This is a genomic window from Bradyrhizobium sp. USDA 4501, assembly GCF_054062115.1.
On record NZ_JBSSEX010000001.1, the window covers coordinates 6,239,682 to 6,260,855 of the forward strand.

The following is a 21,174-nucleotide window of genomic DNA, read 5'->3' on the forward strand; positions in this document are numbered from 1 at the left end:
TCAATTTCGCTTTATCTGCGAAGCGAAGTGTTCACCGGTGAACGGCACTTTCCGATAAGATCACCCATCCGCGCCGCCGTTTCATGAGGGATCCGCCATGAGCTTCCGCCGCGACTATATGACAAAACCGATCTTCTCCTGGGCGCGTGGCGTGCTGCCGACGATGTCGGACACCGAGCGCGAGGCGCTGGAAGCCGGCGACGTCTGGTGGGACGCCGATCTATTCACCGGCAACCCCGACTGGTCGAAATTGCTGGCGTTCGCGCCGGCCAGATTGACCGAGGAAGAGCAAGCCTTCCTGCACGGTCCGGTCGACGAGCTCTGCAGGATGCTCGACGAGTGGAAGATCAACTGGGAATGGCGCGATCTGCCGCCCGAGGTCTGGGCTTTCATCAAGGCCAAAAAATTCTTCGGCATGATCATCCCGAAGGAATTCGGCGGCCTCGGCTTCTCGCCCTACGCGCATTCCGAGGTGGTGCGCAAGATCTCGTCGCGCTCGCTGACCGCGGCCGTCACCGTGATGGTGCCGAACTCGCTCGGGCCCGGAGAGCTCTTGATGCGCTTCGGCACCAAGGAGCAGCAGGACAAATGGCTGCCGCGCCTCGCCTCCGGACAGGACATTCCCTGCTTCGGCCTGACCAGCCCGGAGGCAGGCTCCGACGCCGCCTCGATGATCGACACCGGCATCATCTGCAAGGGCAATTTCGAAGGCCGTGAGGTGCTCGGCTTGAGGCTCAACTGGCACAAGCGCTACATCACGCTCGGCCCGGTCGCGACGCTGCTCGGCCTTGCCTTCAAGGCCTATGATCCCGATCACCTCGTCGGCAGCGAGGAAGAGCTCGGCATCACCGTCGCGCTGATCCCGACCCATCTGCCGGGCGTGTCGATCGGCCACCGCCACCTGCCGGCGATGCAGGTGTTCCAGAACGGCCCGAACTGGGGCAAGGACGTCTTCATCCCGCTCGACTACATTATCGGCGGCGAGGCACGGCTCGGTCAGGGCTGGAAGATGCTGATGACGGCGCTTGCCGCCGGCCGCGGCATCTCGCTGCCGTCGCTGTCGGCGGCCGGCGCTGCCTATGCCGCGCGGACCACCGGCGCCTATGCCCGCGTCCGCGAGCAGTTCGGCATCTCGATCTCGAAATTCGAAGGCATCGAGGAGCCGCTCGCGCGTATCGCCGGCACGGCCTATCTGCTCGACGCCGCGCGGCGGCTGACCTGCGCCGCGCTGAACGAGGGGCATCATCCCGCCGTCATCTCCGGGATCATGAAGTTGCACGCCACCGAGCGGATGCGGATCGCGATCGACGACGCCATGGACATCCATGGCGGCAAAGCCGTGATCGACGGGCCGCAGAATTATCTCGGCGGGCTCTACCGCTCGGTGCCGGTCGGCATCACGGTCGAGGGCGCCAACATCCTGACCCGCAATCTGATCGTGTTCGGGCAGGGCGCGATCCGCGCGCATCCCTATCTGTTGCTGGAGATGAACGCGCTCGGCGAGACCGACCGCGACAAGGGTCTGACCGCGTTCGACATCGCGTTCTGGAAGCATGTCGGCCACAGCTTTGCAACCATGTTCCGCGCCTGGGGCCGCAGCTGGAGTTTTGGGATGTTCGCACCGGCGCCGGATGCCGGCGATGCGACCGAGTTCTATCGCCAGCTGTCGCGCTATTCGTCGGCGTTCGCGCTGTGCGCCGACATGGCGCTGCTCACCCTCGGCGGCGCGCTAAAGCGCAAGGAGATGCTCTCGGCACGCTTCGGCGACATCCTGTCCGAGCTGTATTTGCTCTCCGCTGCTTTGAAACGCTGGCAGGACGAGGGCCGGCAGAAGGCGGATCTTCCCGCGCTCGAATGGTGCATGGCATCCGGCTTCAAGACCATCGAGAACCGCTTTGCGGAAATCTTCGCCAATCTGCCGAACCGCCCGATGGCTTGGCTGCTGAAATTCCTGATCCAGCCGTTCGGCGCCCGCGTCACGGGCCCGACGGACCGCGTCGTGCAGCAATGCGCGCAGCTCGTGCTGTCGCCGTCGGCGGCGCGCGACCGCCTGACGCCGGACCTCGCCTTTGTCGAGGATGACGGCGGCATCGCAAGGCTGGAGAAAGCCTTCCGCCTCGTCACCGAGGCCGAGGATGCCGCTAAGCAGCTGCGCGCGGCGCGTCTGCATGACTGGAAGGAGGCGGTCAAGAAGGGCGTTATCACCGAGGCCGACGGCGAGAAGCTTGCCGCTGCCCACGAGGCCGTCGCCAAAGTGATCGAGGTCGATGATTTTGCGCCGGAGGCGCTGTCCCCGATTTACAAGAAATCCGCCGACGTGCATCAGTTCTTCCAGGAGCTTGGTGAGCAGAGGGCGGCGAGCTGATGGCGCGACCAGTCTTTATTGTCGACGGCAGCCGGACGCCGTTCCTGAAGGCGCGCTCCGGTCCCGGCCCGTTCACCCCGGTCGATCTTGCCGTGCAATGCGGCCGGCCGCTGCTGGCGCGGCAGCCTTTCGCGCCCACCGCCTTCGACCAGGTCATCCTCGGCTGCGTCAACGTGATCGCCGACGAGATGAACCCGGCGCGCGTTGCGGCTCTCAGGCTCGGCATGGGCGAGCAGATGGTCGCCTTCACGGTGCAGATCAATTGCGGCTCCGGCATGCAGTCGATCGACACCGGCTATCGTTACATCCGCGAGGGCATCTCCGACCTGATCCTCGCCGGCGGTGCCGAAGCCTTGAGCCACGCGCCGCTGGTCTGGCCCAATTCGGGCGTGCGCTGGTTTGCCGACTTCGCCGGCGCCAAGGGGCTAGGTGCCAAGATCGCCGCGGCGCTGAAGGTGAAGCCGAGTTACTTCAAGCCGATCATCGGCCTCGAGCGCGGGCTGACCGACCCGATCACCGAGCTCAACATGGGGCAGACCGCCGAGAAGGTCGGTCATCTCTTCGGCATTACGCGCGCGCAGTCTGATGCGTATGCCGCCGAGAGCCATCAGCGGCTGGCCAACGCGCAGCAGCAGGGCTTTCTCAAGGGCGAGGTCGAGACCGCGTTCTCCCGCGACGGCAAGTTCTTCGACCATGACGACGGCGTCCGACCGGACTCGACGCCCGAGACGCTCGCAAAGCTGAAGCCGGTGTTCGAGCGTCCGTGGGGCCAGGTCACCGCCGGCAATTCCTCGCAGATCACCGACGGCGCCTCCTGGGTGATCCTGGCGTCCGAGAAGGCGGTGGCCAAGCACGGGCTGACGCCGAAGGCCGTCATCCTCGACAGCCAATGGTCGGCGCTCGATCCCTCGATCATGGGCCTCGGCCCGGTGCTCTCGGCGAGCGCGCTGCTCAAGCGCAATAGCCTGACCTTGCAGGATGTCGAGACCTGGGAGCTGAACGAGGCCTTCGCCACCCAGGTGCTGGGCTGCCTCGCGGCATGGAACGACGAAAAATTCTGCCGCGAGATCCTTGGCCTCGATGGCGCGGCCGGCGAGATCGACCGCGCGAAGTTGAACGTCGACGGCGGCGCGATCAGCCTCGGCCATCCGGTCGGCACCAGCGGCAACCGCATCGTGCTACATCTGGTCAATGCGATGAAGCGGCTCGGCACCAGGCGCGGCGTCGCCACCGAATGCATCGGTGGCGGGCAGGGCGGCGCGATGTTGATAGAGACGGTGTGATCATGGATTCACGGATCATGGACGTTCTCTCCGGCCGCGTGCTCGAACTCGGGCCGAAGCCTGCCGCCGACAGTCCCTACAAGAATTTCAAGCTGACGCGCGATGACGACGGTATCGCCTGGCTGCTGTTCGACCGCGCCGGCGCCAGCGCCAACACGCTGTCCGCCGATCTACTCGAGGAGCTCGATGCCATCGTCGCGGCGCTGGAGAACCAGCGGCCGACGGGTCTCGTGGTGCGCTCGGCCAAGCCAAGCGGCTTCATCGCCGGCGCTGACGTCAATGAGTTTCGCGGCGCCAGCGATTCCAGCGCGGTCGAGACCGCGATCGGCCGTGCCCATGCGGTGATCGACCGGCTCGAGGCGCTGCGCGTGCCCTCGGTCGCCGTCATCCACGGCTTCTGCCTCGGCGGCGGCCTCGAGGTCGCGCTGGCCTGCCAGATGCGGATCGCGATCGACGATGCCAGGTTCGGTTTCCCAGAGGTGATGCTCGGCCTGCATCCAGGTCTTGGCGGCACCGTGCGCTTCACCGAGCTGGTCAACCCGATGCAGGCGATGACCTTGATGCTGACCGGCAAGACCATCGACGCGCGCCGCGCCAAGGCGCTCGGCCTGGTCGACGCCGTCACCCAGGAGCGCCATGTCCGCAACGCGGCGAAGGATGCGGTGTTCGGCCGGCTGAAGCGCGCCAGGCCGGGCGCGCTCAACTCGATTCTCAATCTTGGTCCGGTCAGGGGCTTCCTCGCCTCGCGGATGCGCAGCGAGGCCGAGAAGGCCGCGCCGCGCAAGCATTACCCGGCGCCCTATGCGCTGATCGATCTGTGGGAGAAGCACGCCGGCAACCGCTCGGCGATGCTGAATGCGGAGAAGGCCTCGTTCGCCAATCTGATGGTGACGCCGACCGCGCAGAACCTGATCCGTATGTTCTTCCTGCGAGAGCAGATGAAGAAGCTCGCCGGCAGCGGCAACAAGGTTGCGCACGTCCATGTCATCGGCGCCGGCGCGATGGGCGGCGATATCGCGGCCTGGTGCGCCAACCAGGACATGCTCGTGACCTTGGCCGACATGAAGGCCGAGCCGATCGCGGGCGCCATGAAACGAGCGTCAGAGTTGTTCGGCAAGATCATGCGCAAGCGGATCGACCAGCGCGACGCGCTCGACCGGCTGATCCCCGACATGGACGGCGAGGGCGTCCGCAATGCCGATCTGATCATCGAGGCGGTGCCGGAAAAGCTCGAGCTGAAGCAGAAGGTCTATGCCTCTCTCGAGCCGAAGATGAAGCCCGGCGCGATCCTCGCCACCAATACGTCGAGCATCCCGCTGCAGGATCTGCGCACCACGCTGGCACGGCCGGAGCGGCTGCTCGGCCTGCACTTCTTCAATCCGGTGTCGCGGCTGCAACTCGTCGAGGTCGTCAGCCATGACGGCACCGATGCGGCGATGCTCAAGGAGGCGCTCGCGTTCGTCGGCGCCATCGACCGCCTGCCGCTGCCGGTGAAGAGCTCGCCGGGCTTCCTCGTCAACCGCGCGCTGACGCCCTACATGCTGGAAGCGATGATGATGCTGGACGAGAAGACCGACCAGCGCCTGATCGACGCGGCCGCCGTCGAGTTCGGCATGCCGATGGGGCCGATCGAACTCGCCGACCAGGTCGGCCTCGATATCTGCCTCGATGTCGGCGACATGCTGCGCTCGAAGTTCGGCGACACGCTGCCGCCGACGCCTGCGTGGTTGCGCGAAAAAGTCGCCAAAGGCGAGCTCGGCCGCAAGACCGGCAAGGGCTTCTACACCTGGAAGGACGGCAAGGCGGAAAAGGCGCCGCTGCCGGAGACCGGTCCCCGGGTCACCGATGAGATGATCGACCGCCTGGTGCTGCCGATCTCGAATGTCTGCGTCGCCGCCTTGCGCGAGGGCATCGTCGACAATCCCGATATGGTCGACGGCGCGATGATCTTCGGCACCGGCTATGCCCCGTTCCGCGGCGGCCCGCTCAACTATGCGCGCAGCCGCGGCGTCGACGATGTGGTGTCGGCCATGCAGGCCTTGATGCGCAAGTTCGGCGGACGATTTGCGCCGGATCCCGGCTGGGAGGCATTCAAGTGAGCGATTCGCAAGTGACCGGCTCGCAAGTGACCGCCGCCCACGCTCACGCGCCGCTGAGCAACGACGCCGAGCCGAAGGGCGATCTCTGCATCCGCACGCTGGCGATGCCGGCCGACACCAATGCCAATGGCGACATCTTCGGCGGCTGGCTGCTCAGCCAGATGGATCTCGGTGGCGGCGTGTTCGCCTCCAAGGTGGCGAAGTCGCGCACCGTGACGGTCGCGATCGACGCGATGAACTTCCGCAAGGCGGTCAATGTCGGCGATCTCGTCTCCGTCCACGCCAATCTGGTGCGCATCGGCCGCACCTCGATCACGGTGCATCTGGAGGCCTGGGTGCTGCGCCGCCGCGAGCAGCAGTCGATCCTCGTGACCGACGGCAATTTCACCTATGTCTCGATCGACGAGCAGGGCCATCCGCAACCGATTCAGCGCGACGGCGCGACGATCGAAACCTGACATTTTTCGCGCGCCAGTGCCGCTGATTCGGTGGGAAAGGAAACGCGTCGAAACTGGGTCCGGAGCGTGGGTTTGATTGCAAAAACCCGGAGTTTTTGGCGCTTCGCCGCGCAAAATAATCGAGGAACAAACAGCCAGCGACTCCGTTGTCGGGCCGAAGTCAAACCGAGGCTGACAATGTCCGACAGTTACGTGATCGAAGTGAGTTCGCAGACGGCGGGTATCGTGGTGCGCGATACGCGTGGTTATCAGTTCTTTGCTGCATCGCACCTTTTTGACCGCCTTGAAGGCCAGATCTTCCGCAATGCGCGCGAGGCCGAGCGCGCGGCGCGCCGGCTGCTCGCCGGTCAATCCATGCAGATGGCATCGTAGAACGCCTTCGCGTCATTGCGCATGGCCCGGGCGAAGCGTCCACCTTCGCCTAGGCCTTCCCTGACCCGGCACTGCACGTTGACCTCCGTGCCGAACGGTCGCACCATGGGCGACTCGCCGTTTCAAGGGGGCCGCCGTGGCCGGACTCTCCCATCGCCAGACTGAAATCCTCAACATCGCGCGCGCGTTCGGCCGGGTCATGGTCGAAGACCTCGCCAAGCGGTTCGAGGTGTCGGCGCAGACCATCCGCAAGGACCTCAACGATCTCTGCGACCAGCGCTCGCTGACCCGCATCCATGGCGGCGCGATCATCGCCTCGGGCGTCGAGAACCTCGCCTACGAGGCGCGTCGCTTCGTCGCCGCCGAGGAGAAGAAGGCGATCGGCGCTGCCGCGGCGGCACGGATTCCGAACGGCTGCTCGCTATTCATCAATATCGGCACCACCACGGAAGAGGTCGCGAGCGCGCTGACCTCGCATGAGGATCTTCTGGTCATCACCAACAACCTCAACGTCGCGATGCTGCTGTACCGCCATCCGCGCATCGAGGTAGTGGTGGCCGGCGGCACGGTGCGCCGCGCCGACGGCGCCGTCGTCGGCTCCACCGCGACGCAGCTGATCGGCCAGTTCAAGGTCGACTACGCCATCATCGGTGCATCCGCGATCGACGAGGAGGGTGCGCTGCTCGACTTCGACTATCGCGAGGTGCAGGTCGCGCAGGCGATCATCGCCAATGCGCGCAACGTGATGCTGGTCTCGGACTCGACCAAGCTGCGCCGCAGCGCGCCGGTGCGGATCGCCCATATGAGCCAGATCCAGACCTTCGTGACCGATTCACCGCTTCCTGCGGGCCTCGCCAATATCTGCCACAGCCGCGGTATCGAGGTGGTCGTCGCGATGGACAAGCCGCAAGTCGATCTCGACGACAACGCCGCCGACGCGGCACCCGCGGCGCTGCGCAGCGCGCAAGGCGCTTGATCTCTCAAGTTTTAGCGAACCTGTTTCGGATGCCTTTCGGCCGCTGTTGTAGCCTGCCTGAGGTGGAGCGGTTCATTGGTCAGCACGCAATTCAAGATCGTCACGGCATTGGGCATGGCGGAGATGTTCGGCGTCGTCTCGTTTGTCCTTGGCTTTAACGTCGCATCCGCGTGCGCGACGGCGCTGGCCGGCGCTGTTTCTGCGCTTGTGGTCATGCGTGCGTTCGATGGTGAGACCCAGCCGCCATCGAAGAGCGTCCCTGCCGACATCTTTCGCCTCGGCAGCGAGAGCCGCCAGGCTTGGCTTTCGGAACTGGAACAGCAGAACGGCCGTGGCAGGAAACTGCTTTACGGACTGTCGCGGATCTTCCTTTCGGGATCGCCGTGTCAGCGCATCGCGAGCGGGGGCTTCCTCGCGCAGTCGGTAATCGGCCTGGTGGCGATCGTCCTGTTCTGGCTTGGCCAGGCGATGGGCTTTGACATGCGGCTGTTCGTAATCCCGCCGTTCGGGAGCCCGTTTGCGGATGGCATCCCGATGTCGGCTGAAGCAATCGCGGGGGTGAGGTTCGAGCACCTCTTCCTGCCGCTGGTCGCGCTCTACGCCGTCACGTTTTCCCTGTTCCTGATCGCATTGCTTGGCGATCTCGCGACCATCCTGCGCGACTGGCGAGAGCAGTGGAAGTATCTCACGATGCCGCTGTTTTGCTTTGCATTCTGGGCACTCCTGGCGCACCGAAAATCATCGGGATATAGCGCCCTGCAAGTCGCGCTCGGCGGCGGACACCTCTGGGCCTATGTCGCGATCTTCGTGTTCTTTCCGCTTTTCTTTCTCGTGCTGTCGGCGTCGCTGCCAGGCAATCGGGCGATCCGATGAACAGGGCTCGCTCGATCGGGCGAATCTATCTCCGCTTCGCGCTCAAAGGTATGCGATCCTTTTCGTCGCATCGTTGGTCTTCTACGTCCTGTTCGCCAGCGGTCACACATTCGTCGCGTCGACCGGTGTGCTCTTGCTCGCCGTCTACTTTGTGCGCGACAGCCGAGCTTGCGCCAAGCGGGTAGGCGGTGAAGTTCACCGTACCTACGATCCCGAAAAGGCTCTGCCGGAATTGCGCGTCGGACGATCGCCACAGCGTCCCTGACCGTCCGCCACCGCCTTGCCTGGCGTCACGCCAAGCGTCGCTCGTCCCATCCCTCCAAAAGCCCTGACCACGGGCGCTCCGCCCAAAGAATCCCCAGCCCGAGTTCCCCATTTTCACTTTGCTTTCGTTTTTGGTTGTGATTTACTCCAATACGAAAGTAAAACCGTCAAAGCGAAGGCGGTTGCCGGGGGAAGCGTTCTTTGGACCAGATTTACGACCTCGCCATCATTGGAGGCGGCGTTAATGGCTGCGGCATCGCACGCGATGCGGCGGGCCGGGGTAACTCTGTTTTCCTCTGTGAAATGAATGACTTGGCTAGCGGGACGTCGTCCTGGTCGACCAAGCTCGTGCATGGCGGTCTGCGCTATCTCGAATATTACGAGTTTCGTTTGGTGCGCGAGGCGCTGATCGAACGCGAAATCCTCTGGCAGATCGCGCCCCACATCATTCGGCCGCTACGTTTCGTTTTGCCGCACCACGCCGGCCTGCGTCCGGCCTGGCTGCTGCGGCTCGGCCTCTTCCTCTACGACCATATCGGCGGCCGGCATTTGCTGCCGGCGACGCGCTCGGTCGATCTGACGCGCGACGCGGTCGGCAAGCCGCTGATCCCGGGCCGCTACACCAAGGGCTTCGAATATTCCGACTGCTTCGTCGACGATGCCCGGCTGGTTGCGCTGACCGCGCGCGATGCCGCCGATCGCGGCGCCGAGATCCGCACCCGCACCCGCGCGGTCGAGATCAGGCAAGTCGACGGCGTCTGGCACGTCACGGTCGAGGACAGCGTCACGGGTGTCCGCGACACGATCCAGTCACGCGTGCTGGTCAATGCCGGCGGTCCCTGGGTCGAACAGGTCCTGGCCTCGGGCGCCGGCGTCAACGCGCGCGCCAAGGTGCGCCTGGTGCAGGGCTCGCACATCGTGGTGCCGAAGCTCTACGACCACGACCGCGCCTACATCTTCCAGAACGCCGACGGCCGCATCATCTTCGTCATTCCCTATCAGGGCGACTTCTCGCTGATCGGTACCACCGATCGCGACTATGACGGCGATCCGGCCAAGGTGAAGGCGACGCAGGAGGAGATCGAATATCTCTGCGCGTCCGCCAGCGCGTATCTCGCCAAGCCGGTGAAGCCCGAGGACGTGGTCTGGAATTACTCCGGCGTGCGTCCGCTCTATGACGACGGCGCCAGCGAAGCCAAGGCCGCGACTCGCGACTATGTGTTCGAGCTCGATACGCCCGGCGGTGCGCCGCTACTGTCGATCTATGGCGGGAAGATCACGACCTATCGCCGCCTCTCCGAAGAGGCGCTGGAGCGGCTGTCGCCTTATCTCCGCGGCACAAAGGCGCAGGAGGGCTGGACCGGCAAGGCGCCGCTGCCCGGCGGCGACATGGATGTATCCGCGGTCGCGGCGCTGAGCGCCGAATTGATCCGCACCTATTCGTTTCTCGCGCAATCGCACGCCAATCGTCTCGCGCATGCCTATGGCACGCGCGCCAGCAAAGTCTTGGGCAATGCAACATCGACGGCCGATCTCGGCCGCTCCTTCGGCGCCACCTTGACGGAAAGCGAAGTCAGGTACCTGATGGCGAACGAATGGGCTCGGACTGCGGACGATGTCGTCTGGCGACGATCCAAGCTGGGCTTGCGGATGACGGCGGGTGAAATCGCCGCGCTCGACGAGTGGATGCTCGCCAACCGCGTGTCCGGTGAACGTCCCCTCCGCGAAGCGGGAGGACGGGCATGAGCGTCACATTGCAGAATGTCACGCGAACCGTGGATGGCATTCCGACCATCCGCGACGTGTCGCTGACGCTGGAGCGTGGCACGCTCAGCGTGCTGCTCGGGCCGACGCTGTCGGGCAAGACCTCGATCATGCGGCTGCTCGCCGGCCTCGACAAGCCGACCACCGGCCGCGTGTTGGTCGACGGCAAGGACGTCACCGGCGCCGACGTGCGGCAGCGTTCGGTCGCGATGGTCTATCAGCAGTTCATCAACTATCCCTCGCTGACGGTCTACGAGAACATCGCCTCGCCGCTGCGCGTGCAGGGCAAGCCGCGCGCCGAGATCGAGCGGCGGGTGGCGGGAAGCGGCCGGCCTGTTGCGGCTCGAGCCGTTCCTGAAGCGCACGCCGCTGCAACTCTCTGGCGGCCAGCAGCAGCGCACCGCGATCGCGCGGGCGCTGGTCAAGGGCGCCGACCTCGTGCTGCTCGACGAGCCGCTCGCCAATCTCGACTACAAGCTGCGCGAGGAGCTGCGCGCCGAGCTGCCGCGCATCTTCGAGGCCTCCGGCGCGATCTTCGTCTATGCCACCACCGAACCGTCGGAAGCGCTGCTGCTCGGCGGCGACACGGTGTGCATGTGGCAAGGCCAGGCGCTGCAAACCGGCGCGACGCCGAAGGTCTACCGCCATCCCGACACGCTGCGCGTTGCCCAGGTGTTTTCCGATCCGCCGCTCAACATCATCGGCATCGAGAAGAAAGGCGCGCAAGTGATCTATGCCGGCGGCGAGCAGGCGCCCGCGGCCGGCCTCTATGCCAATCTGCCCGATGGCCGCTACCGGACCGGCTTCCGCGCGCACCAGCTCGAGGTCGGGAACGTCGCGGCCGGCCGCCACAAATTTTCCGCCGCGGTGACGGTGACCGAAATCACCGGGTCGGAGAGCTTTGTGCACGTCCATGTCCACGGCTCGAACTGGGTCGCGGTTCTCCACGGCGTGCACGAATATGAACCCGGGCAGGTGCTCGATGCCGCGCTCGATCCCGACAACATCTTCGTGTTCGACGCCGCCGACCGCCTCGTCGCATCGCCCGCGACCTCGTTTTCGGGCAACGTGCATCGCAGTGCGCGCGCTGCAAACGCGTCAGCCGGCAACGGCACGTGAGGGAGATGCTTCATGGCCCGCATTGACCTCGTCGATCTCGCGCACTCCTACGGCGGCAACAACGCGCCGCAGGAATCCTTTGCGCTGAAGCCGGTCACCATGACCTGGCGGCAGGGCGGCGCCTATGCGCTGCTCGGGCCGTCCGGCTGCGGCAAGACCACGCTGCTCAACCTGATCTCCGGCATCGTGACGCCGTCGCGCGGAAAGATCCTGTTCGACGGCCGTGACATCACGCCGCTGTCGACGCAGAAGCGCAACATCGCGCAGGTGTTCCAGTTCCCGGTGATCTACGACACCATGACGGTCGGCCAGAACCTGGCCTTCCCGCTGAAGAATCGCGGCGTCGCGAAGGCCGAGGTCGACGCGCGCGTCAGGCAGATCGCCGATCTGCTCGACCTCACGCCCTATCTCAAACGCAAGGCGACGCGGCTCACCGCCGACGCCAAGCAGAAGATCTCGCTCGGTCGCGGCCTGGTGCGCTCCGACGTCGCGGCCGTCCTGTTCGACGAACCGCTGACGGTGATCGATCCCGAGCTGAAGTGGCAGCTGCGCTCCAAGCTGAAGGCGCTGCATCGCGAGCTCGACCTCACGATGATCTACGTCACCCACGACCAGACCGAGGCGCTGACCTTCGCCGACACCGTCGTCGTGATGCATGACGGCCGCGTGGTGCAGAGCGGCACGCCGGCCGAATTGTTCGACAAGCCGGCGCATACGTTCGTCGGCTACTTCATCGGCTCGCCCGGCATGAACATCGTGCCCGCCGAAGTCAGTGGTCACGAGGCGCGGGTCGACGGCCATGTCATCGGCCTGCATCGAAACTATGGTGTGCTACCTGCGGGCAAGAAGATCGAGATCGGCGTGCGGCCGGAATTCGTCGATGTCGCGGCGCCGGCGTCAGGGCTGCTGTCGGCCACCATCGAGCGGATCGACGATCTCGGCCGCATCCAGTTCGCCCGCGTGCGGGTCGGCGATACCAAATTCGCCGCGCGTGTGCCGCCGGGCTTCTCGGTCTCCGGCGACACCGCCGGGCTGATCTTCAATCCCGCGCACGTCCACGTCTATGCCGACAGCCATTTGGTGGAGGGGGTCGCCTGATGGACAAGACGATCAACCAAAAAGCCTGGTTCCTGGTGCTGCCGGTGTTCCTGGTGGTGGCGTTCTCGGCGGTGCTGCCGCTGATGACCGTCGTGAACTATTCGATGCAGGACACCTTCGGCAACAACCAGTTCTTCTGGAACGGGGTCGGCTGGTTCAAGGAGCTGCTCGATCCATCGACCGATCTCGGCGGGCGCTTCCTGGCCTCGCTCGGCCGCAACCTGTTCTTCTCTGCGGTGATCCTCGCGATCGAGGTGCCGCTCGGCATCATCGTCGCGCTGTCGATGCCGCGCGAAGGCTGGAGCGTCGCGGCCTGCCTCGTCATCCTCGCGTTGCCGCTGCTGATTCCGTGGAACGTGGTCGGCACCATCTGGCAGATCTTCGGCCGGCCCGATATCGGCCTGCTCGGCTATGTGCTGAACCACCTCGGCCTCAACTACAATTACGTGTCCAATGAGGTCGACGCCTGGGTCACGGTCATCGTGATGGACGTCTGGCACTGGACCAGCCTCGTCGCGCTGCTCTGCTACGCCGGGCTGAAGTCGATCCCCGACGCCTATTACCAGGCGGCGCAGATCGACGGCGCCTCGCGCTGGGCGGTGTTCAAGGCGATCCAGCTGCCGAAGATGAACCGCGTGCTGCTGATCGCGGTGCTGCTGCGCTTCATGGACAGTTTCATGATCTACACCGAGCCGTTCGTGGTCACCGGCGGCGGCCCCGGCAATTCGACGACCTTCGTCTCGATCGAGCTCGTCAAGATTGCGCTCGGCCAGTTCGACCTCGGCAAGGCCGCGGCGCTGTCGCTGGTCTACAATCTGATCATCCTGATCGTGTGCTGGGTATTCTACACCGTGATGGTCAATGCCGGCTCCGAGCGTCCGGCCAAGGAAGGAGCGGCGTGATGCATTCGATCCCCGGCCGCCGCCTGATCATGGCGCTGTTTTTGATCTTCCTGCTGTTGCCGATCTACTGGCTCGTCAACATGAGCTTCAAGACCAACGCCGAGATCGTCTCGACGATGACGCTGTGGCCGCACACGCCGACGCTGCAGCACTACAAGCGCATCTTCACCGACGAGAGCTGGTATTCGGGCTACATCAATTCGCTCGAATACGTGGTGCTCAACACAATCATCTCGATCGCGGTGGCGTTGCCGGCGGCCTATGCGTTCTCGCGCTACCGCTTCCTCGGCGACAAGCATCTGTTCTTCTGGCTGCTGTCAAACCGCATGGCGCCGGCGGCGGTCTACGCGCTGCCGTTCTTTAACCTGTATTCGGCGATCGGCCTGTTCGATACGCCGTGGGCGGTCGCGCTCGCGCACTGCATCTTCAACGTGCCGCTGGCGGTGTGGATCCTCGAAGGCTTCGTCTCCGGCGTGCCGCGCGAGATCGACGAGACCGCGTTCCTCGACGGCTATTCGTTCCCGCGCTTCTTCATCAAGATCCTGGTGCCGCTCATCGCAAGCGGCATCGGCGTCGCCGCCTTCTTCTGCTTCATGTTCTCCTGGGTCGAGCTGCTGCTCGCGCGGACGCTGACCTCGGTGCAGGCCAAGCCGATAGCGGCGATCATGACGCGCACGGTCTCGGCGGCCGGCATGGACTGGGGCCTGCTCGCCGCCGCCGGCGTGCTCACCATCATTCCGGGCGCGCTGGTGATCTGGTTCGTCCGCAACTACATCGCGCGCGGCTTCGCGCTCGGCCGGGTCTAGGAGGCGATCATGGAATCCATCGCATGGATGGCCTGGACGCTGCCGACCGCGATCTTCTTCGTGCTGCTGGCCTCGACGCTCGGCGTGATGACCTGGCTCGCGGCGGTTTATCCCGAGGCCGAGCGGGTCGGCGTGCTGCGCATCCCGACCACGCGCGGCGATCGTTTGTTCATTTCGCTGGTGCTGGCGGCGGTGATCCACCTGTTGTGGATCGGCCTCGTAGGCACCGATCCGATCCTCACCCTGCCGATCGGCGAGGGCGTGGAAATTTCGAGCCTGTGGCTCGCAACGCTGATTTCGCTTCTTTCAGCCGTGGCGATCTTTCGCACCGTCTGACGAAAGCGAAGAAGAGCAGATCCGGGGTCAACCCGGGCCTGGGGTTTTGTTTGTCGCTGCAACCGGAGGAATCATAATGCGACATTTGAGAACGACAAAGGATAGTCTTTTGACTATGACCAGCGCCGCCGCGCTGATCGCGGCTTCGCTCGCGGTCGCCACGCCGGCCCGCGCCGCCGACGATGCCGTGATCCAGAAGTGGATCGCGGAATTCCAGCCCTCGACGCTGTCGAAGGAAGACCAGAAGAAGGAGCTCGAGTGGTTCGCCAAGGCCGCCGAACCCTTCAAGGGCATGGAGATCAACGTCGTCTCGGAAACGATCACGACGCACGAATATGAATCGCAGACGCTGGCCAAGGCGTTCTCCGAACTGACCGGCATCAAGCTCAAGCACGACATCATCCAGGAAGGTGACGTCGTCGAGAAGCTGCAAACCCAGATGCAGTCGGGCAAGAACGTCTATGACGGCTGGATCAACGATTCCGACCTGATCGGCACCCACTTCCGCTACGGCCAGACCATCATCCTGTCGGACTACATGAAGGGTGAGGGCAAGGAGGTCACCGACCCGATGCTCGACGTCGACGACTTCATCGGCAAGTCGTTCACCACGGCGCCGGACGGCAAGCTGTATCAGCTGCCCGACCAGCAGTTCGCGAACCTCTACTGGTTCCGCTACGACTGGTTCACCAACCCCGAGTACAAGGCCAAGTTCAAGGCCAAGTATGGCTACGAGCTCGGCGTGCCCGTGAACTGGTCGGCCTATGAAGACATCGCCGAGTTCTTCACCAACGACATCAAGGAGATCAACGGCGTCAAGGTCTACGGCCATATGGACTATGGCAAGAAGGATCCCTCGCTCGGCTGGCGGTTCACCGACGCCTGGCTGTCGATGGCCGGCAACGGCGACAAGGGTATCCCGAACGGCCTGCCGGTCGACGAGTGGGGTATCCGCATGGAAGGCTGCCGTCCGGTCGGCTCCTCGGTCGAGCGTGGTGGCGACACCAACGGCCCGGCCGCGGTCTACTCGATCACCAAATATCTCGACTGGCTGAAGAAGTATGCCCCGCCGCAGGCCCAGGGCATGACCTTCTCGGAAGCAGGTCCGGTGCCGGCGCAGGGCAACATCGCCCAGCAGATGTTCTGGTACACCGCCTTCACCGCCGACATGGTGAAGCCGGGCATCGCCGTGATGAACGCGGACGGTACGCCGAAGTGGCGTATGGCTCCGTCGCCGCACGGCGCTTACTGGAAGGAAGGCATGAAGCTCGGCTATCAGGACGCCGGCTCCGTGACGCTTCTGAAGTCGACCCCGCCGGATCGCCGCAAGGCAGCCTGGCTCTATCTGCAGTTCATCATCTCCAAGTCGGTGTCGCTAAAGAAGAGCCATGTCGGTCTCACTTTCATCCGTGAGTCCGATATCTGGGACAAGTCGTTCACCGAGCGTGCGCCGAAGCTCGGCGGCCTGATCGAGTTCTACCGCTCGCCCGCGCGCGTGCAGTGGACCCCGACCGGCAACAACGTGCCCGATTATCCGAAGCTCGCGCAGCTGTGGTGGCAGAACATCGGCGATGCGTCGTCCGGTACCAAGACGCCGCAGCAGGCGATGGACGCGCTGGCCGCGGCCCAGGATTCGGTGATGGAGCGTCTTGAGAAGTCCGGTGTGCAGGGCGCCTGCGGACCGAAGCTGAACAAGAAGGAATCCGCCGAGTTCTGGTACAAGAAGGCCGAGAAGGACGGCACCATCGCTCCGCAGCGCAAGCTCGCGAACGAGAAGCCGAAGGGCGAGACGATCGACTACGACACGCTGATCAAGTCGTGGCCGGCCAACCCGCCGAAGCGCGCCGAAGCGAAGTAAGGCGCAAGCAAAGGCGTACCAGCCCACGCCATCCGAAGACGACGAAAGGCCGGGAGCGATCCCGGCCTTTTTGCTGATTGCCAGGTCATTCCGGGATGGTGCGCAAGCACCAGACCTCAGGTGCGCAACTGCGCACCGGGGAATCTCGAGAATCCGGGTTCGATGCGTCGCATCGCCCCGGAATGACGATGTGGAGAGAGGAGCGCTCCCTACTCCGCCGCCTCGGTCGCCTTCAGCGTCGGATAATCCGTGTAGCCCTTGGCGCCGCCGCCGTAGAAGGTCGCCTTGTCCCACTCGTTGAGCGGCGCGCCGGTCTTGAGCCGCTCGACCAGGTCGGGGTTGGAGATGAATGGCTTGCCGAACGCGATCAGGTCGGCTGCGCCGGCCTCCAGCACTTTCTCCGCTAGCGCGAAATCGTAGCCGTTGTTGGCGACATAGGCCTGCTTGAAGCGCTTGCGCAGCGAGGCGTAGTCGAACGGCGCGATATCGCGTGGGCCGCCGGTTGCGCCCTCGACGACGTGGAGATAGGTCAGCTTCAGCGCACTGAGCTGTTCGACGATGTAGTCGAACAGCGCTTGCGGATTGGAGTCGGTGATGTCGTTGGCCGGCGTCACCGGCGAGATCCGGATGCCGGTGCGATCTGCGCCGGCCTCGGTGGCGACCGCCTTGGACACGTCCAGCATCAGCTGGGCGCGGTTCTCGATTCCGCCGCCATAAGCGTCGGTGCGCTTGTTGGTGCCGTCGCGGGCGAACTGGTCGAGCAGATAGCCGTTGGCGCCATGGATCTCGACGCCGTCGAAGCCGGCCGCCAGCGCATTCGCCGTGCCTCGCTTGAAGTCCTCGATGATCCCGGGAATTTCCGACAATTCGAGCGCGCGTGGCTCGGACACGTCGGCAAACGTGCCGTTCACGAAGGTCTTGGTCTTGGCTTTGATCGCGCTCGGCGCCACCGGTGCGCCGCCGTTCGGCTGCAGTGCGACATGCGAGATGCGGCCGACATGCCAGAGCTGGATGAAGATGCGGCCGCCGCGCTCATGCACCCGATCGGTGACCTTGCGCCAGCCCTCGACCTGTTCCTTCGAATAGATGCCGGGCGTGTCCTGATAGCCCTGGCCCTGCTGCGAGACCTGGCTCGCCTCGGTGATCAGAAGGCCGGCGGAGGCGCGCTGGCCGTAATAGTCCACCGCGAGCGGGCTCGGCACCATGCCGGGCGGCACCGCGCGGTTGCGCGTCAGTGGCGCCATCACCAGGCGGTTCGGCAGCGTCAGCGCGCCGAGCTTGTAGGGCTCGAGAAGTTTGGTCGATTGGCTCATGTAAATGTTCCAGAGAATGACTGATGAAGGACAATTGTGCATTGCCGCGACGAGCGCAATGCCCGAGGCATTCGCGCTCCGCAGACTAGCCGCGCACAATTCCGCCCATGTGGCCGGCATCGAGGAACAGGGTGTGCGCGTTGACGTAGGAGGATTCATTCGAAATCAGGAACAGCGCAGTATAGGCGACCTCCCAGCCGGTGCCCTGGCGGCCGAAAGGCACTGTCACGGCGCGGTCCGATCGCCTGCGGCTGGCGTCGCGCCCCATCGGCGTGTCCATGAAGCCGGGCGCGATCACATTGCAGCGAATGCCCTTGTCCTCGCCGGCCCGCGCGATCGCCCGCCCCAGCGCGATCTGCGCCGCCTTGGAGGATTCATAGGCCGGGTTGCGGCCGCCGGCGCGCTGGCTCGCCATTGAGGAGATCAGGATGATCGCGCCGCCCGGCGCCATCACCTCCAGCGCCTTCTGCGCGAACAGCATGTGGCTACGCACATTGACGGCATAGTCGCGGTCCCAGGCTTCGGCCGTCATCTTGGGCAGCGACAGGCCGGAGGAGATGCCGACATTGAGCGCCAACCCGTCGAGCCCGCCGAGCTTCTGCGCGCAGCGTTCGACCGCGGGCGCGATCGCCGCGACATCGGAGACGTCGACCACATCGGTGAGGGCCTTGCCGCCTTCCTTGGTGATCTGCGCGACGGTGTCGTCGGCCGCGTCCTTGTTGACGTCGAGGCAGGCGACCGACGCGCCCTCGCGCGCGAACAGCACGCTCATGGCGCGGCCGTTGCCGATCGGCGGCGCTTCATCCACGGTTGTGCGCTGTCCCGCGCCGACCACGATGATGCGCCGCCCGGCGAGGCGGCCGTGGTTCTTCGCCAGTCCAAGCGCTTCGGCATGCAGCGAAGCGGACGGATCGATGGCTTTCGGTGCGTGGGTTGTGGTCGACATGGCGTGCTCCCTGACGTCTTGTTGTTGTCAGGGAGCAGTAGCACGGGCGAGGGCGTGAAGCGAAAATCCCGTCGCGGGGAATATGGATCGCCGAAGCGCGTCAGCTGACGCCGAGGAAATCGCGCTTGCCGATCTCGACGCCGTTGTGGCGCAGGATGTCGTGCGCGGTCACGGCGTGGAAATAGAAGTTCGGGAACGAGAACGCGCTGAGGAATTGCTGGCCCTTCAAGGTCATCGTGCGATCGGGGCCGATCGGGAAGGTGACGTCCCTGGCGTCGGCGCCGTTGAACTGCGCCGGCTTGAACGACTTCACATAGTCGATCGTCTTGGCGAGCCGCTGCTTCAGCTCACCGATGCTCTTCTCGGTGTCGGGCGTCGACGGCACTTCGCTATGGGTCAGCCGCGCGCAGCCCCGTGCGGCGTGATCGCAGACAAGTTGCACCTGCTTGGTCAGCGGCAGCATGTCGGGATAGAGCCGCGATCCCAGCAGCACCTCGGGCGCGATCTTCTTCGCTTCGCAATGCGCCTCGGCCTTGGTCAGCTCGCCGGTGAGGCTGTTGAGGATCTGCAGGTAGGCGGGGACGACGGCGTCATGAAAGGACATGTGATGCTCCCTGTTCTGATGAAATCCGGATGTTACCGAACGGCGATGCTGCAAGTGGGGCGGCAAGGGGAAGAATACAACTGCGGGCGGCTGTAACACTTGGTCAAATATTTCCCGCGGGCGGCATTCTTGATCCCGTCATCCCGAGGAGCGCGAAGCGCGTCTCGAAGGATGCACGGCCCCAGTGTGGCCGATTCATCCTTCGAGGCTCGCTCCGCTCGCACCTCAGGATGACGGATCGCCAGAGTCTGCGTAGCCCGGATGGAGCGCAGCGCAATCCGGGGAGACGCATCGGGGCTTGTCCCGGATTTCGCTGCGCTGCATCCGGGCTACGGAAAATGGGCGTTCGCTCTACCGCATCCCCGGTGCCGCGGCATCGGCGGCCGGCTGGGTGCGGGGCCCGCCGCGCATGCGCGCCAGGAGCTCCGCGGTCGGCCAGGAATCCGCCGGCAGGCCGTACTTCATCTGCATCGCCTTCACCGCACTGCGGCTTGCCTGTCCGAGCACGCCGTCGATCTTGCCGACGTCGTAGCCGGCGCGCGCGAGCAGTCCCTGCAGCTCCTTGATCTCATTGAACGGCAATTGCGCGACCGGACCGTGCGGCCGCTGCAGCGGCGGTGCGCCCGCGATGCGGCCGGCGAGATAGCCGGCGGTGGTCGAATAGATCAGCGAGTTGTTCCACTCGGTGTAGGCGGCGAAATTCGCATAGGCGAGGAACGCCGGACCCATCCGGCCCATCGGCAGCAGGAGCGAGGCCGGCATCTCGTCATTCGGCAATGGCTTGCCGTCGGTCAAGCTGACGCCAAGCGATACCCATTTCGATCGCGGCAGCTTGATGGTGAGGTCGGCCTGGTCCCACGGGAAATTTGCCGCCTGCGGCACGCGCACCTCCTGCAGCCACGGCTCGCCGCGCCGCCATTTCAATCCGGTGGCGATGTAGTTCGCGGTCGAGCCGATCACGTCGGGGCCGCTTTGCAGGAGATTGCGGTGGCCGTCGCCGTCATAGTCGACCGCGTAGTTGAAATAATGCGTCGGCAAGAATTGCGTCTGGCCGAGCTCGCCGGCCCATGAGCCGATCATCTCGTCGGGCGTCAGGTCGCCGCGCTCGATGATCTTCAGTGCGGCGATGGTCTCGCCCTGGAACATCTCGGAGCGGCGGCAATCATAGGCCAGCGACACCAGCGATTTCAGCGTCGGCAAATTGCCCATCTGGACGCCGAAATCGCTCTCCAGTCCCCAGAACGCGGCGATCACCGCCGGCGGCACGCCATATTCCTTCTCGGCGCGCGCGAACGCGGCGGCATAGGTCCGGATGTATTGCTGGCCCTGCTGCATGCGATAGTTCGCGGCCATGCGGCCGGCGAACTGGGTGAAGATCTGCCCGAATACGCGCTGGCCGCGGTCGCGGTTGACGATGCCCTGGTCGTAGATCAGGTAGGGGGCGGTCTCCGCGATCGTGCGCTGCGAGACGCCGGCGGCGACCGCCTTCTGCTTCAGCTCGGCGAGGAAGCGATCGAAGTTTTGCCCGTTGTGGCAGGACGCTGCGCGCGGCGAGGCGACGGCGGCCGGGCGCGGCCTGACTGGCGCGGGATTCAAGGGGCTGGGCAACGGCTGCTGCGCCGAGGCGAGGGTGGAGAGCGCCAGCGCCCCCGCGATCGCTGCGATCATGATCCGGGCGCGGAGGGGAGAGGCTGGCATCGATGTCACCGGCTGGAAAAGGGGAATTGAAGCCCAATCT

General features: G+C 64.9%; 17 protein-coding genes and 1 pseudogene. 14 read left to right on the forward strand and 4 right to left on the reverse strand.

The genetic code is table 11. From position 1 onward, the window contains the following. The first annotated feature begins 97 nt into the window (after nt 1-97). The 14 genes and pseudogenes from ACVWZM_RS28705 (at nt 98) to ACVWZM_RS28770 (ending at nt 16,573) form a co-directional block, all read left to right on the forward strand. Entirely contained in the window at nt 98-2,365 is a 2,268-nt protein-coding gene (locus tag ACVWZM_RS28705) for an acyl-CoA dehydrogenase (RefSeq protein WP_456855412.1), read from the forward strand. Then, nucleotides 2,365-3,648, forward strand: coding sequence for an acetyl-CoA C-acetyltransferase (locus ACVWZM_RS28710; RefSeq protein WP_168857239.1), 1,284 nt, complete (start codon nt 2,365-2,367; stop codon nt 3,646-3,648). Before ACVWZM_RS28705 ends, ACVWZM_RS28710 begins: the two co-directional genes overlap by 1 nt. Before the next feature lie 2 nt (nt 3,649-3,650). After that, the gene (locus tag ACVWZM_RS28715; protein WP_456855413.1) at nt 3,651-5,747 is read left to right on the forward strand and encodes a 3-hydroxyacyl-CoA dehydrogenase NAD-binding domain-containing protein; all 2,097 of its coding nucleotides are present in this window, start codon (nt 3,651-3,653) and stop codon (nt 5,745-5,747) included. After that, a complete protein-coding gene (locus ACVWZM_RS28720; protein ID WP_456855414.1) occupies nt 5,744-6,205 on the forward strand; it encodes an acyl-CoA thioesterase in 462 nt (153 codons plus the stop codon). The genes ACVWZM_RS28715 and ACVWZM_RS28720 overlap by 4 nt, the downstream gene beginning before the upstream one ends. Before the next feature lie 177 nt (nt 6,206-6,382). Further along, the gene (locus tag ACVWZM_RS28725) at nt 6,383-6,577 is read left to right on the forward strand and encodes a hypothetical protein (protein ID WP_057016955.1); all 195 of its coding nucleotides are present in this window, start codon (nt 6,383-6,385) and stop codon (nt 6,575-6,577) included. A gap of 136 nt (nt 6,578-6,713) precedes the next feature. Continuing rightward, nucleotides 6,714-7,553: a DeoR/GlpR family DNA-binding transcription regulator gene (locus ACVWZM_RS28730; protein ID WP_057016956.1), complete on the forward strand. Its 840-nt coding sequence runs from the start codon at nt 6,714-6,716 to the stop codon at nt 7,551-7,553. A gap of 75 nt (nt 7,554-7,628) precedes the next feature. Next, nucleotides 7,629-8,426 carry a hypothetical protein gene (locus tag ACVWZM_RS28735; protein ID WP_456855415.1) on the forward strand — a complete coding sequence of 266 codons (798 nt, stop codon included), beginning with the start codon at nt 7,629-7,631 and terminating at the stop codon, nt 8,424-8,426. 465 nt (nt 8,427-8,891) lie between these two features. Continuing rightward, complete coding sequence (gene glpD / locus ACVWZM_RS28740; RefSeq protein ID WP_141340514.1) at nt 8,892-10,436, forward strand: glycerol-3-phosphate dehydrogenase; 1,545 nt, start codon at nt 8,892-8,894, stop codon at nt 10,434-10,436. After that, nucleotides 10,433-11,573 (forward strand): annotated as a pseudogene (locus ACVWZM_RS28745) (ABC transporter ATP-binding protein). Before glpD ends, ACVWZM_RS28745 begins: the two are co-directional and overlap by 4 nt. A 12-nt stretch (nt 11,574-11,585) precedes the next feature. Then, nucleotides 11,586-12,671, forward strand: a complete 1,086-nt coding sequence (locus ACVWZM_RS28750; protein ID WP_456855416.1) for an ABC transporter ATP-binding protein — start codon at nt 11,586-11,588, stop codon at nt 12,669-12,671. Next, nucleotides 12,671-13,573 (forward strand): carbohydrate ABC transporter permease, encoded by a 903-nt coding sequence (locus tag ACVWZM_RS28755; protein ID WP_028338609.1) that lies wholly within the window; start codon nt 12,671-12,673, stop codon nt 13,571-13,573. The genes ACVWZM_RS28750 and ACVWZM_RS28755 overlap by 1 nt, the downstream gene beginning before the upstream one ends. Then, a complete protein-coding gene (locus ACVWZM_RS28760) occupies nt 13,573-14,379 on the forward strand; it encodes a carbohydrate ABC transporter permease (protein WP_028333212.1) in 807 nt (268 codons plus the stop codon). Before ACVWZM_RS28755 ends, ACVWZM_RS28760 begins: the two co-directional genes overlap by 1 nt. Nucleotides 14,380-14,388: 9 nt before the next feature. Next, on the forward strand, nt 14,389-14,715 hold the full coding sequence (locus tag ACVWZM_RS28765; RefSeq protein ID WP_057016960.1) for a DUF2160 domain-containing protein: 327 nt from the start codon (nt 14,389-14,391) through the stop codon (nt 14,713-14,715). A 115-nt stretch (nt 14,716-14,830) separates the two neighbouring features. Then, nucleotides 14,831-16,573, forward strand: coding sequence for an ABC transporter substrate-binding protein (locus ACVWZM_RS28770; RefSeq protein WP_038382516.1), 1,743 nt, complete (start codon nt 14,831-14,833; stop codon nt 16,571-16,573). A gap of 209 nt (nt 16,574-16,782) precedes the next feature. Here ACVWZM_RS28770 and ACVWZM_RS28775 read toward each other — a convergent pair whose 3' ends face one another. The 4 genes from ACVWZM_RS28775 to ACVWZM_RS28790 all read right to left on the reverse strand — a co-directional run bounded on the left by ACVWZM_RS28775 (nt 16,783) and on the right by ACVWZM_RS28790 (nt 21,134). After that, on the reverse strand, nt 16,783-17,886 hold the full coding sequence (locus ACVWZM_RS28775) for an alkene reductase (RefSeq protein ID WP_456855417.1): 1,104 nt from the start codon (nt 17,884-17,886) through the stop codon (nt 16,783-16,785). Nucleotides 17,887-17,971: 85 nt separating this feature from the next. Further along, nucleotides 17,972-18,832, reverse strand: a complete 861-nt coding sequence (locus tag ACVWZM_RS28780; protein WP_168857231.1) for an SDR family NAD(P)-dependent oxidoreductase — start codon at nt 18,830-18,832, stop codon at nt 17,972-17,974. Between the two features lie 100 nt (nt 18,833-18,932). Further along, nucleotides 18,933-19,436: a DUF1993 domain-containing protein gene (locus ACVWZM_RS28785; RefSeq protein WP_456855418.1), complete on the reverse strand. Its 504-nt coding sequence runs from the start codon at nt 19,434-19,436 to the stop codon at nt 18,933-18,935. 351 nt (nt 19,437-19,787) lie between these two features. Beyond that, nucleotides 19,788-21,134, reverse strand: a complete 1,347-nt coding sequence (locus ACVWZM_RS28790; RefSeq protein WP_456855419.1) for a lytic murein transglycosylase — start codon at nt 21,132-21,134, stop codon at nt 19,788-19,790. Nucleotides 21,135-21,174 lie beyond the last annotated feature (40 nt).